Source organism: Proteiniborus sp. (genome assembly GCF_040308045.1).
GTDB lineage: Bacteria > Bacillota > Clostridia > Tissierellales > Proteiniboraceae > Proteiniborus.
Window position 1 is genome coordinate 1 of sequence record NZ_JAWRHZ010000025.1, and the last position, 14120, is coordinate 14120.

Consider the following 14120-nt stretch of genomic DNA (forward strand, 5'->3'; position numbering starts at 1 on the left):
TGGAATTAATAGGGCTAAAGCTGTTGCGAAAAAATATACAGAGAAGGCAATTGAAAAAATTGAAAAACTACCAGATTGCGAATCTAAAGAAATAATTAGACATGCAATTTTAAAGTTATTGAATAGAGATTATTAGAATTACTAAATTAAGGACCTATAGTATGTAAATGAACATATTATAGGTTTTCTATTTTAAATGTGACAAAAAAGTCGCTAAATGTTATAATTATTGTAAGGTTATTTACATTAAGACCAAAATTATATTTTCTAGATAAATTTTTCACCTCTATTTTAAGAATAAGGGGAAGATAATATGAGAAAGGCTTTATTGTTTATTATGGTTTTTTTAATAACTTTAGGACTAACATCCTGTCAACCAAAGAAACAGCTTTATAAACCTGGAGAATATATAGGGGTTGGGGAAGGCCATCATGGACCTATAAAAGTAGTAGTGACAACTGATGAATACAACATATTAAATATAGAAATCGTTGAAGAATATGAGATGCCTGAACTCGCCGTAATTGTATATGAAAAAATACCTCTTAAAGTAATAAAGAATAATAATGTAGATGTGGAGGTTGTTGCAGGAGCATCCTATACAAGCATTGGGCTTATTGAGGCTATTGAAGATGGTCTTAGTAAGGCTTATATTACGGATTAAAATCCTATTTTAAAGGGTGTATTGATGTGAAATTACAATATAAAATTACTATATTCATGACCTTAATGCTCATTGCAGTAATAGGTGGAGTAGGATTATTGACTTTTAGGCAAGTTGAAAATACCATAGAAAATCAGATGGGAAACAATGCTATGGACTTGGCAGTTACTATAGCCTCTATGGATGTGATAAAAGAAACATTAGCTACAACTAAAGACTATAGGGTTATTCAAGATAAAATAGAAAGCTTTAGGCATGATACAAGGTTTCAATATATAATTGTTATAGACATGGATGGCATAAAGTATTCTTATCCAATAGAATATGACTTAGGAAAAAAATATATTAGTGGTGGCGAGGAGAGAGTACTAAAGACTGGAGAATCCTATGTTTCTGCTGATAAAAATGTCTTAATTTCAGCAATTAGAGCTTTTGTACCTGTTTATTATGAAGGAAAGCAAGTTGGAGCGGTTTTAGTAGGACTTTTAAATAATACAGTTTACGAAGAAATAAGACCGTATATGTTTAACTTTAGAATGACTCTTATAATTGGAATGTTAGTAGGAATTATATGTGCAGCAATTTTATCATTTAATATAAAGAAAACTATTTTTGGGCTGGAGCCAAAGGAAATTGCACTTTTACTTGGCCAGAGAGACAATATACTCCATAGCTTAAAAAATGGTATCATGGCAGTAGATGAAAAGGGCAATATAATTTTATTAAATAAAAATGCTAAAGATATACTTGGATTTAAGGACAGTGACGTTGGCAAAAACATTTCTAATTTTAATTTACCATATATTAGTCAGGTAATAGAAGTATTAGAAAGTGAAGAATCAGTTTATAATGAAGAGGTAAAATTAAGCCCAAAACGGATACTCCTTTGTAGTCATACTATTATGAAAAATCATAGAAATGAAATTATAGGTGTTGTATCTAGTTTCCAAGACTTATCAGAGGTTAAGAGAATGGCTGAAGAGCTTACAGGTATAAGGAAGTTAACAAATGAGCTAAGAGCTCAAAGTCACGAATTTTCTAACAAACTTCATACTATATCTGGGCTTATACAGCTAGAGGAGTATGATAAGGCTATAAAATATATATGTGATTTAACTGAGCAAAGACATGAAATTTTAGGGACATTAACATATAAGATAAAGGATGTTCACATAGCAGGAATACTTCTTTCAAAATATAACAAGGCTGCTGAAGCAAAAATAGAAATGATAATAGACTCCAGCTCGAATTTAACAGCATTACCTGAAACAATAAATGTTGATGAGGTATGCTCTATTCTAGGTAATTTAATTGATAATGCCATAGATGAGCTAGTTAAAGTAAAAAACGGGAAATTGTATATTAAAATTAATTCCGATATAAATCAATTAAGAATGACAGTCAAGGATAACGGGCCAGGAATAAGCGATGAGATTAAGCATAAAATTTTCAATAAAGGATATACAACTAAATCTGGGTACAGAGGATTTGGGTTAAATATAGTTAAGAAAATCATTGAAGGAGCAGATGGGGTAATAGAACTAAAATCAGATAATGGGACTTGCTGGGAAGTGACTATTCCCATGAAAAGGGGGATTTAAAATGATAAAAGTTCTTATAGTTGAAGATGATCCTATGGTCAGAGAAATAAATGAAAAATTTTTAAAAAGAGTAGATGGATATAAAATATATGATAGTGTAGGCTCCATAGAAAGAGCAAAGGAAATTATCTTACAGGGGAAGCCGGATCTTATACTACTAGATATATTCTTTCCGCAGGGTAAAGGATTAGATCTTTTGAAGTGGACAAGAAAAAAAGATCTAAAGATTGATGTAATACTTATTACTGCTGATAGAAATATGGAGTCTGTAGAAGAGGCATTTAGGTATGGAGCAGTTGATTATATTGTAAAACCATTCGTGTTTGACAGATTCAAAGAGGCAATGATTCAATATAGAAATAGAAAAAAAGGTTTAGAAGCTAATGAATCTATAAATCAAGAAATAATAGACAAATATGTATTAAATGAAAAGAAAACTACTAACAATCTTCTAGAGGAAATTGGAGATGTAAAAGGATTTAGTCAATATACCTATGAAAAAGTCATAGACTACATTGAAGAGATGAAAGGGAAAACATTTACAGCTCAAGAAGTAGCAAAAAGCATTGGAGTTTCAAGAATAACAGCGCGAAGGTACTTAGATTTATTGGAAAAAGAGCAAAAGATAATTTTAGAGTTAGAATATGGTAAAGTGGGAAGACCACAAAATAAATATAGAGCTAAGGAAGATTAGAATAATAAATATTTTTATGGAGCGGATTCATCCGCTCTTTACTATTTTTTGAATTAACGAGAACCTTATAATATCAAAAGTTGATAGAAAATTAACTAAAGTTTTGATTTCCTTAAATAGGGTATTATTAAAATACGAAAATAAAACTATTTAGTTTTTGACTATAGAAAATACAAAACAAAGAATAAGAAGGAGGATTAGTTTAATGCCTACAGATAAATTTAATCCATTAAAAGATGAAATGCTTAAAATACTAGATAAGGATGGAAAAATAATTGATGAAAATTTAGAACCTTTTATTGAGAATGATAATCTATTGAAGATGTATAAAACGATGCTTCTTGCAAAAGTAGCAGATATAAAAGCACTTCAATATCAGCGCCAAGGAAGAATGCTAACTTATGCGCCAAATAGAGGCCAAGAAGCTGCACAGGTAGGGTCAATTGCAGCCACAGAAAAGAACGACTGGCTGGTTCCAGCATTTAGAGAATTAGGGGCATGGTTATACAAAGGAGTATCACTAGAACAAGTATTTTTATATTGGTATGGAAATGAAATGGGAAGTAAGTTTCCTGATGATGTAAAGATGCTTCCCGTATCAGTTCCCATAGCATCACAGCTTAATCATGCTACAGGTATTGCAATGGCATCTAAAATAAAGGGAGAAAAAGACATAGCTATGGCATATGTTGGAGACGGAGGAACTTCTCAAGGTGAGTTCCATGAGGCAGTTAATTTTGCGGCTGTATTTAACTCACCTGTAATATTCCTGATTCAAAATAATCAATGGGCCATATCAGTGCCTAGAAGCACACAGACTAAATCAAAAACCCTAGCACAAAAAGCAATTGCTTATGGAATACCTGGAATCCAAGTAGATGGTAATGATGTGTTAGCAGTGTATGCAGCAACTAAGGAAGCTGTAGAGAGAGCCAGAAATGGAGAAGGACCTACACTTATTGAGGCAGTAACCTATAGACTAGGACCTCATACTACATCAGATGACCCGACAATATATCGTGATGATAATGAGGTTAAAGAATGGGAAAAGAAAGATCCAATTGAGAGATTTAAGAAGTATTTAATAGATAAAGGCTTATGGAGTGAAGAAGAAGACAAAAAACAATATGAGGAATATGAAAACTTCGTTGGTGAAACCTTCAGAAAGGTTGAAGGCTCAGGACTTGTACCACTAGAAGATATATTTAAATACACCTATGCTGAAATGACTCCAAATTTAATCGAGCAATACGAGGAATATAAGAAGTATCTTCAAGAGGAGGGAATGTAATGGCTTTACTAAATAATATAGGGGCACTAACGCATGCTTTAGATAGTGAGATGGCTAGAGATAGCTCAGTTATAGTATATGGTGAAGACGTAGGCTATGAGGGTGGAGTATTCAGAGCTACAGTCGGTTTACAGGAGAAGTACGGCAAGGACAGATGCTTTGATACACCACTATCAGAAGCTGCCATAGTAGGTTCAGCAGTAGGAGCAGCAATAAATGGGCTAAAGCCTGTTGTGGAGATACAGTTTTCAGGCTTTGTACTACCAGCACTAAATCAAATACTTGCACATGCTGCAAGAATGAGGAATAGGAGTAGAGGAAAGTATAATCTTCCTATGGTAATAAGAATGCCGTATGGTGGTGGGATAAGAGCTCTAGAACACCACTCTGAAAGTCTTGAAGCTATATTTTCCCATATTCCAGGTCTTAAGGTGGTCATACCTTCTACACCATATGATACAAAAGGTCTACTATTATCCGCCATAAGAGACCCAGATCCAGTAATATTTATGGAGCCTAAGAGAATATATAGAGCATTCAAGCAAGAGGTTCCAGAAGAAGATTATACTGTACCAATAGGAAAGGCTAAGATAGTTAAAAAAGGAGAAGACATAACTGTAGTAGCTTGGGGAGCATTAGTTAGAGAAGCACAAAAGGCAATAGAAGAAGTAGAAAAAGAAGGAATAAGCGTTGAGTTAATAGATTTAAGAACCATATCTCCAATAGATAGAGAAACAATAATTGAATCTGTTAAGAAAACAGGAAGATTTTTAGTAGTACACGAAGCTGTGAAATCCTTTGGAACAGGTGCAGAGCTTATATCAATAGTAAATGAGAATGCTTTTCTACACCTTGAAGCACCACCAACCAGGCTTACTGGATTCGACATAACTGTTCCATTACCAAGAGGAGAGCATCACTTTATAATAGAACCTAGACAAATTGCTAAAAAGATAAAAGAAGTTGTAGAGTTTTAATGGAGGTGAAATAATGTTTGAATTTAAATTTGCAGATATAGGAGAAGGAATACACGAAGGTGTACTTTTAAAATGGTTTGTAAAAGAAGGGGATACAATTAAGGAAGGGGATTCACTCTTCCTTGTGGAAACAGACAAAGTAAATGCAGAGATACCATCACCGGTTGGCGGTAAGATAAATAAGCTTTTAGGAGAAGTGGGAGATACAATCCATGTTGGGAATACAGTAGTCATAATAGATGATGGTAGCGGAAATAATAAAGAAGAAGCAAAGCAAGAGCCTTTAAGTGAAGACGAAAAAGGAGCAGGCGTAGTTGGAGAAATAGAAGTGTCATCTGAAGTCATTGAAAGTAGTGATGAAGGAAAACAGGAAGAAAAAGAAACTAGAACTAAGGCTTTAGCTACTCCTGTAGCTAGAAAACTGGCTAAGGATTTAGGTATAGATATAAACCTCGTAAGGGGTACAGGGGCAGCTGGTAGGGTGATGAAGGAAGATATTTATGCATATAATGAAAAGGCTAAGGACTCTGATAAGCCTAAGGAAATCAAAGAAGCTAAAGTATTTGCCCAACCAGTAGGAGATACTTTCTTAAGACCAGAGATCAAACGTGAAGAGATTAAGATTTATGGAGAAGTAGAGCGAGTACCAATTTCAAGAATAAGAAAGACAATATCAGATAACATGATATTGTCTAAATCCGTAATTCCTCACACTTCAGTAATGGATGATTTCGATGTAACTGAGTTAGTTAAACTAAGAGCTGAGCAAAAGGAAATGGCTAGAGATAGAGGCATTAGCTTAACTTATATGCCATTTATTATAAAGGCCTTGGCTATAGCATTAAAGGAATTCCCTGTATTTAATTCCAGTTTTGATGATATAAAGGATGAAATTATCTATAAAAAATACTATAATATAGGTATAGCAACAGACACACCAGAGGGATTAATGGTTCCGGTTTTGAAGGAAGCAGATAATAAGGGGATTCTAGAGATTGCAAAGGAACTTGAAGGCATTGTTGAAAGGGCTAGAAATAAAACTATAAGCCTAGAAGAATTGTACGGTGGAACATTTACAATAACTAACTATGGTGCATTAGGCTCATCTTATGGAGTCCCTGTAATCAGATATCCTGAAGTAGGTATACTTGGTATAGGCAAGATAGACAAAAAACCAGTAGTATTAGATGATGAAATAGTAATTAGACATATGATGCCTATATCACTAAGTATTGACCACAGGATTATCGATGGAGGAGATGCAGGAAGATTTTTACTAAAACTTAAGGAGCTTTTAAGTAACCCTATGTTGCTGTTACTAAGCTAAGGGAGGAAAAAGAATGAAACAGTACGACATTTTAATTCTTGGAGCAGGTCCAGGAGGCTATGTAGCTGCCATAAAGGCAGCGCAAATGGGAGCAAAAACAGCAGTAATCGAAGCTGGAGAAGTAGGAGGAGTTTGTCTTAATGTAGGATGTATACCTACAAAAACACTTCTTAAAAGTGCGAAGGTATACGAATATGTAATGAATGCATCAAAGTATGGTATTGACATTAATGATAAGAGTGCAGTATCAGTTAATCTAGATGCAATGGTTAAGAGAAAAAACCAAGCAGTAAAAAGACTTACAGGCGGAGTCAAAATGCTTCTAGAAAAAAATGGAGTAGATATTTATAAAGGCTTTGGTGAAGTAGTTGATAAGAATACTGTCAAAGTAAATGACGAAACACTAAGCACTAAAAACTTAATCATTGCAACAGGATCATCTCCTATGATTCCAGACATAGAAGGAATAAAGGAATCCTTCGATCAGGGTTATGCTGTTACTAGTACAGAGGTTCTTGACCCAAAAGAGCTTCCTGAACACTTGATAGTAATTGGTGCAGGAACTATCAGCATTGAATTTGCAACAATGTATAATGCACTTGGCAGCAAGGTTACAATACTTCAACGTTCTCCAAGAATATTGTCTGGCATAGACAAAGACCTAAGCGAAGCTATGGCTAAGGTTCTAACTAAAAAAGGCGTAAAGATAATTTACGGTGTAAAACAAAAGAAATTCGAAGGCAATAAGGTTACAGTAGAGGTAAATGGAGAAGAAAAGACATTTGAAGGAGATAAGATACTAGTTAGCTTAGGAAGAACTCCAAATCTAAAGGGTCTTGAAAACTTAAATCTTGAGACAGATAGAAAAGGTATCATTACCGATGAAAGACTACGTACTAACATTGAGGGAGTATATGCGATAGGAGACATAAATGGCAAGCATCTATTAGCCCATGTTGCTTCAGCAGAAGGAATAATAGCAGTTGAAAACATTATGGGCAAAGATAGTAAAATGAGCTATGACAGAATACCTTCATGTATCTATAGCTTCCCAGAAATAGCAACTGTAGGTTTGACAGAAGACGAGGCTAGAGAAAAAGGTTATGACATTGTTGTAGGAACATTCCCACTAAGTGCAAACGGAAAGGCTTTAGCAGAGGGAGATAGAGACGGATTTGTGAAGATAGTTGCAAATAAAGAATACGGAGAAATTCTAGGAATGCACATGATGGCTTCCACAGCTACAGACATGATAGCAGAAGGAGTAATGACTATGGAACTAGAAGGAACACTAGAAGACCTAGCAAGAGGCATCCATCCACATCCAACTCTTTCTGAAACTGTTATGGAAGCAGCGCATTTGGCACTAGGTAGTCCGATTCATACACTAAAATCATAGAAAATATGTAACTCCAATTATAGATAAAAACAAAGCTGGCAAGGATAAAATCGTATGCCAGCTTATTTTTTAGCTTTGCTTAACTATGCCTTATATTTCTTTTTAGTACATCTTTTGACTTATTAGAAAATTCATAGGCTTTTTTAAAATCATCAGTCAAAGAATATAACTCAGCTAAAAAAGTATAGGTATCGTAAAGAGTATTCAGCTTTTCGTTTTTTTCTAGTATTTCTAAAGCTTTATTAAGATAGTTTTCTGCTTTGCTATACTCATCTAAATAAATGTTGCATTTGCCTAAGTTTTTATATACAGAAGCTTTATCCGTATCCTTGATAATGTTAATATCTACTTCTTCTGAGAATTTTATTGCATCTGCATACTTTTCCTCTTTAGTTAAGACTTCTATAATATCAGATTTTATTGTATTAACCTTTAATTGATTGTTAGTACTTTCGTAATATTTCAGGCTTTCACTTAAATATAACTTTGCACCAGAATAATTACCTTCTGCAATATAGTAATTACCTAAATTTTTTTGACTTGCGGCCTTTAGCTCATATTTTTCTGTGAAATCATAAAAAGCAATGGACTTTTGTGTGTGGTATATTGCTTTTTTTATATCATCATTTCGTTCATATACCAAGCCTAAAAGCATATGGATATTACCTGCATTATAGAAGCAATTGTATTGCTTAGAAATATCTAAAGAATATAAAAGAGGAGGTATTGCTTCAGTGTACCTTTGCTGCTCGAATAGAGAATATCCTAAGACATAATACAATTTAATTTCCATTAATTCGTTATCTGTATGGGAATTGCTAAGTAGTTCAATAGTTTTTCTGGATAACTTTTCTGAATCTTTGAATCTACTGCTATTAAAATAAATATAGCTAAGATTTAGATATGAACAAATTAAATAATAATAGTCATTATTTATATCTAGAATCTTAATACATTCTTCAAAAGTTTTTTGTGCATCCTCTGGTTTATTAATGTAAACATAACACCTGCCTAGAATATTTAGAATTCTAGGATAACTTATTTTGTCAGTTGAACAATCATATTCTTTTAACATATTTTTTATATAAGTGATGCAGTCATCATATTCCTTATTCTTAAACAAATATATTGAATGTTCAAATGCCAGCTCAATACTATTCTTTTTTTTGTTTTCAATTACAATTGAATTATCAAGAAAATAAGAAATTGGCTTTTCAAGTTTCTCTGCAAGGTATTCAATTGTTTTTAGTGAAGGATTAGCAGAATCATTTTCTATTTTGCTTAACATATTTCTTGTAATAAAGTTCCCTACCAGTTCACTCTGTGAAAATTTTTTTTCTAATCGTGCCTTTTTTACTTTTTGTCCTAAGGTTAGCTCAGTCATTATTTAACCACCGCCATGAGTAAATGTAGTTTACTGTTATTTTATCAGAGTATGGGATTATAATCAATAACATTTATCCTATTAAGATCTAATAAGAGATTAGTGATGTAAAATATTGTCGAGAGTCTATAGTTGACGTATGAATCAAAAAAACATACAATAAAGGTAAATAAAATTCACCATTCTCTATTAACCTAAACTAGTATAATGTTGAAGTGTAGGAACAAGGGTGAAATATATTTAATAGAATATTGAAGTATTTTGAAGTGTTTTTACGTATACCTAAGTCAAATATTACCAAAGGGAATGAAATCAAAAATATAAAGCCTAGGAATACTAGCTGGGATCCCTATAACACTACTTAAAAATATCATAGAAAGGGGGAATTTCTATCAAATACTCAATAAAATCTATTATGAAAAGTAAAATTACTTTAGCATTTGCTATTATACTTATCATATTAAATACCTATACTGTTATTCGTATAGAAAGAACTGCTAATGACTCAAACGATAATTTTGTTTCCCAGTATGAACTATTTGCTCTCAATCAAGAAGAAAATATCAGAATGGAAAAAGCAGGGATAGAGCTCTTGAAACTGACTGATTCAGAGAAACCGTTGTATGATAACTACATTAAATATAAAGAATGGATATTAGAAAGGTATAAGGGCTTAGCTGAAAAATTAGAAAATAGTACTTCATCTGACACATGGAAGGATGAACTATACTGTGATATTGAGATAACTATGGCATATATGGACACTGTAGCTAATTTTGAAAAAGGAAGACCATTATCACATGATGTATTTAAGGAAGAAATAGAACTTCTGAATTTAAATATTAATTATCCTTTTGATTCAAGTCAGCTTCATTTTATAGAAGAGCTTAGCAGAATAAAGGGCATTGACAATAGCTGGAGTGAAGAAACCTGTGAGTATGTATATAATGGACTTAAACAAACGCTAAAGGCAAGATTTGAATTAGCAAAATCAGGTGATAAACATTTAGATTCAGGAACAGCTTCCCCTTGGACATTTTATATCAATAAAGTAGGCTTGGAAGAGTATTCATACCAATTACTTGCTGTACTTGTAATCATTTTTACAGGTGCTGTTATTTTAGAAGAACGTAAAAATAGAAGTAACAAGCTTATTGAGATGTTGCCTGAAAAAAGAAGCTATATAATAAGCTATTATTACAAATTAGGTCTTATATCTGTAATGAGTATTCTGGTTATTACACTTATATTGCCTATACTTTATTTTGGCTTTAAGTATGGGTTCAATGGGCTACAAAACCCTATATTTGTCTATGAACAGGGATTTACTTCATTTACAGGATATACACATGTTCAGGAATATTCCTATTATGGATTAGGTAAATTTTATGGAACGAGACCATGGTTTGAAGGAGGGTATTATCCGGCAACTATACTTACAATCTATCCTTTATGGAAGGTTATGCTAATTTCTTTAGTTATTAGTTTATTAAAGGTCATTTTCTTCACCATATTAGGAGTAGGTATAGGACTTAGCTTTACTAGTGTCATGCGTTCATCTTTTGCACTGACTATAATTTCAGTTTTCTATTTAGTATCACAGAGATTCTTAGAAAAGCTTAAGTTTAATCCGTTTTCCATTACTTCATCTTGGGATGTTACGACAGGGTCAGCCACATATACATGGTTTAAATCAGCACTTGTACTGTTAGTATCCATTATTATTATACATATCGTATTTCATGCCATAAATGAAAAAAGAGATTATGTGGGCTAGGAGGGTATGATGAAAGATATATTAAAGGTAGAACATTTAAAAAAAAGTTTTAGGAAGGAGAGCATTATTCCAGATTTGAGTTTTATAGTTAAGGAACAAGAGATAGTAGGTTTTTTAGGCCCTAATGGCAGTGGAAAATCCACTACACTAAAATGCATTTGTGGCTTATATAGGATCAATGGAGGACATATTGAGATCAACGGTCACTCCATTTTCAAAGAGAGACAAAAGGCTTTAGCTCATATGGGTGTCAGCATCGAGCATCCTACACTGTATCCAGAGCTTTCGGGTTTGGAACATCTGAAGATGATGGCAAATTGGCGTGGGATAGATAAAGAAAGAATTCAGGAGATGGTAGAGTTTAGTGGCTTAGGAATACAGATAAAAAAAGTCACTGGCAAATATTCCATGGGTATGAAAATGAGGCTTATGTTAGCTCTATCCATTATGCATAAACCCAAATTAGTAATACTAGATGAGCCAACAAACGGTTTAGACCCACAGGCTGTTTTTAATCTGCGTCAGCAGATGGAGTTTATACGACAAGAAGGTTCTTCTATTCTATTTTCTTCACACCAGCTTGGGGAAGTCGAGAAGATAGTTGACAGAGTAATTTTCATTAATAAAGGGAATAAGCTGTATGACGGGTCATTGCCAGAAGATTTGTTATCAGAAGCTGCATATAGCATATTAGTTCATGAGCGTGAAGAAGCTAGAAAACATATACAAAATATTTCTGAAGTTAATTTACTTTCAGAGCAGGAAAACGATACTTGGATTTATTTTACATGTAAAGAAGAAAAAGCTCTTGGAAAGCTTTTAATGACTTTGTCAAAAGAGAATATTTATGTTCTTGATATTAGAAAGGAACACAGTGACCTAGAAAGTTATTATAAAAAAGTGTATGGTGATAAATATGAAGGGGCTATTTAAAAATGAAATTAAAATGTTTTTTTCTAGAAAAAACATTATACTTATAATAATATCTTGTATTATAGCAGTTTTAATATTTCAAGTAAGTTATGAAAGGCAATACGAGAGGTATCCACAACAGCGTCTACAGGAGCTATCTGAAGAAATTAATAATGCAACAGTATGGTCAGCTCGTTATACAAGACGACTTGAGCGATTAATAGATGAGCTCCCCGGACATCCTAGTACTCCAGAAGCAAAACTTATGGATCAAACATGGAAAAGTCACTTAAAGAACCTAACAACACTTAGTCTTTTGTGGAAAGAGTCTGAAGAAAATAAAGAAAAAATTATTAACGTTGAACAGAGATTAGATGAAAGTCTAATTGAAGTAAATGAAATGAAGATTGATACAGGTATTACCCGTTTGTATAGAGATGTAGAAAGAGATTGGAATAAAAGAATGATGCTGTTAGGTGAATCTAAGGAGTCGGGCCTAAAAGCAGAAATTAATCCTTTAAGGCCAACAGCGATGTATTTATTAAATGATTCAATCAATGGGAGAAGCTACATAAGTTTACTTATTATTGTACTAATTATTCTCTTTAACTTTGATATATGGTCAAAAGACTTTGACAATGAAACAGTAAGGTTAATTTTTACACTTCCCTATAGTAAAACAAAAATCTTTAACATAAGATTTATCACCAGATTTATTCTGTCACTATTTTCAGTAATAATTCCGATTCTAATTCTATGCTCAATTGGCTTCTATAAATATGGTTTGGGATTAGAAAATTTTACAGTAATAAACAGTCAAGGATTGCATGCTTTTGGCAATTTTGATTCAGCTAATGAATTCTTGCAAGCCTATGATATGGTAATCAGTATAGGTAAGCTAGTCATGTATAGTAGTCTTATATTCATTTTGTTTTTATTTTTAACATACTTATTAACAAATTTTGTATCTTATATATCAAAGAATCAGCAAATATCAATACTAATCTCCATGGTAGGAATAGTTATGCTAGCTGTCACTCTTTTAGTACCTACAGATGCTAAAAGTTCAGCACTTAACTTATTACAATTTATAGACATGAATAAATTACTATCAGGAGATTTAGGCTTTTCATGGACTTGGGCATTGAGTGTTTTTGCTTTAAGCAATCTCTTTTTATACTTTGTCAATATATTATGGGTTAATTATAAGGAGTAGAGATGAAAAATATTAGAGATATTCTTAAATTTGGTTTTAAACATATAAATAAACATGGATATAGCTATTTGCTTTACATAATTTTGTCCTTATTAATTAGTTTGATAGGTGTTTTTATACCTTTGATAACTGGTCAGATTGTAGACTTAATTACTGGAAAAAATACAATGGTTAGTTTACAACAGCTGGTTGGAACTTTTGTAGCTTTAATATTCATTCAAGTTGTTCTATCGTATATTACTAATTTACAATATATTAGAATACAAAGTGAATCAGGTTATATAGCAAATATTTTAAGCATTGAAAAAATATACAATGCTTCTTACAGGGAAGTATGTAATGTGAACCCTTCATCACTTAGATTATCCACTAAAAGACATAAACTTCTCAAAGGTAATAACATCAAATATATCTATTGTAGAACAAAGACCATTTATTTTAAGTGAATCATTAACTGATAATCTATTTTGTAAGAGTGTGTTTGAAAATCCTTTAAAGGAACGAGATTATGAAATAGAATTTATTCTTGATAACTTTAATATTGCAAATATTGCTAATTCCAAAAAAGATGGATTTGATGGTGAACTTGATTCACTGAATGATGAAGTATCTGGTGGAGAACGTCAAAAGATTGCTTTAGCTCGTACTTTTCTATCGTCTGCAGATGTATGGCTATTTGATGAACCTACCTCAGCGTTAGATAAAGAAAGTAAAAAGAGTTTTTATTATTTGATTGAAAAGTACAAAAATACGAAACTAATCATTATTATATCTCACGAAAACCTTGATTTATACGATGAAATAGTTGAGTTTTAGACGCATTCAGAAACAATTATGGAAGCAGCACATTTAGCATTGGTAGTCCGATTCATACACTA

The 14120-nt window shown here is 32.6% G+C and carries 13 protein-coding genes; 12 read left to right on the forward strand and 1 reads right to left on the reverse strand.

The features are described 5' to 3' along the window. The first annotated feature begins 313 nt into the window (after positions 1 to 313). From ABV008_RS04430 to lpdA, 7 genes are all read left to right on the forward strand, one after another. Complete coding sequence (locus tag ABV008_RS04430) at positions 314 to 664, forward strand: FMN-binding protein (protein ID WP_352418614.1); 351 nt, start codon at positions 314 to 316, stop codon at positions 662 to 664. 26 nt (positions 665 to 690) lie between these two features. Further along, on the forward strand, positions 691 to 2265 hold the full coding sequence (locus ABV008_RS04435) for an ATP-binding protein (RefSeq protein WP_352418615.1): 1575 nt from the start codon (positions 691 to 693) through the stop codon (positions 2263 to 2265). A gap of 1 nt (position 2266) precedes the next feature. Next, entirely contained in the window at positions 2267 to 2959 is a 693-nt protein-coding gene (locus ABV008_RS04440) for a response regulator (protein WP_352418616.1), read from the forward strand. A 205-nt stretch (positions 2960 to 3164) separates the two neighbouring features. Beyond that, complete coding sequence (pdhA, locus tag ABV008_RS04445) at positions 3165 to 4250, forward strand: pyruvate dehydrogenase (acetyl-transferring) E1 component subunit alpha (RefSeq protein ID WP_352418617.1); 1086 nt, start codon at positions 3165 to 3167, stop codon at positions 4248 to 4250. Then, complete coding sequence (locus ABV008_RS04450) at positions 4250 to 5227, forward strand: alpha-ketoacid dehydrogenase subunit beta (RefSeq protein WP_352418618.1); 978 nt, start codon at positions 4250 to 4252, stop codon at positions 5225 to 5227. Before pdhA ends, ABV008_RS04450 begins: the two co-directional genes overlap by 1 nt. Positions 5228 to 5240: 13 nt before the next feature. Then, complete coding sequence (locus ABV008_RS04455; RefSeq protein WP_352418619.1) at positions 5241 to 6554, forward strand: dihydrolipoamide acetyltransferase family protein; 1314 nt, start codon at positions 5241 to 5243, stop codon at positions 6552 to 6554. A gap of 13 nt (positions 6555 to 6567) precedes the next feature. Next, positions 6568 to 7953: a dihydrolipoyl dehydrogenase gene (gene lpdA, locus ABV008_RS04460; RefSeq protein WP_352418620.1), complete on the forward strand. Its 1386-nt coding sequence runs from the start codon at positions 6568 to 6570 to the stop codon at positions 7951 to 7953. Positions 7954 to 8032: 79 nt separating this feature from the next. Here lpdA and ABV008_RS04465 read toward each other — a convergent pair whose 3' ends face one another. Next, a complete protein-coding gene (locus ABV008_RS04465; RefSeq protein ID WP_352418621.1) occupies positions 8033 to 9337 on the reverse strand; it encodes a helix-turn-helix domain-containing protein in 1305 nt (434 codons plus the stop codon). A gap of 415 nt (positions 9338 to 9752) precedes the next feature. On the opposite strand from ABV008_RS04465, the gene ABV008_RS04470 reads away from it, so the two are divergent. Genes ABV008_RS04470 through ABV008_RS04490 form a run of 5 tightly spaced genes read left to right on the forward strand, consistent with a single transcriptional unit; the run spans position 9753 to position 14058 of the window. Then, positions 9753 to 11114 (forward strand): hypothetical protein, encoded by a 1362-nt coding sequence (locus ABV008_RS04470; protein WP_352418622.1) that lies wholly within the window; start codon positions 9753 to 9755, stop codon positions 11112 to 11114. Positions 11115 to 11123: 9 nt separating this feature from the next. Further along, positions 11124 to 12047 carry an ABC transporter ATP-binding protein gene (locus ABV008_RS04475; RefSeq protein ID WP_352418623.1) on the forward strand — a complete coding sequence of 308 codons (924 nt, stop codon included), beginning with the start codon at positions 11124 to 11126 and terminating at the stop codon, positions 12045 to 12047. After that, positions 12031 to 13242: an ABC transporter permease subunit gene (locus ABV008_RS04480; RefSeq protein ID WP_352418743.1), complete on the forward strand. Its 1212-nt coding sequence runs from the start codon at positions 12031 to 12033 to the stop codon at positions 13240 to 13242. The genes ABV008_RS04475 and ABV008_RS04480 overlap by 17 nt, the downstream gene beginning before the upstream one ends. Before the next feature lie 2 nt (positions 13243 to 13244). Then, entirely contained in the window at positions 13245 to 13688 is a 444-nt protein-coding gene (locus ABV008_RS04485; RefSeq protein WP_352418624.1) for a hypothetical protein, read from the forward strand. Next, positions 13678 to 14058, forward strand: coding sequence for an ATP-binding cassette domain-containing protein (locus tag ABV008_RS04490; RefSeq protein WP_352418744.1), 381 nt, complete (start codon positions 13678 to 13680; stop codon positions 14056 to 14058). Before ABV008_RS04485 ends, ABV008_RS04490 begins: the two co-directional genes overlap by 11 nt. Positions 14059 to 14120 lie beyond the last annotated feature (62 nt).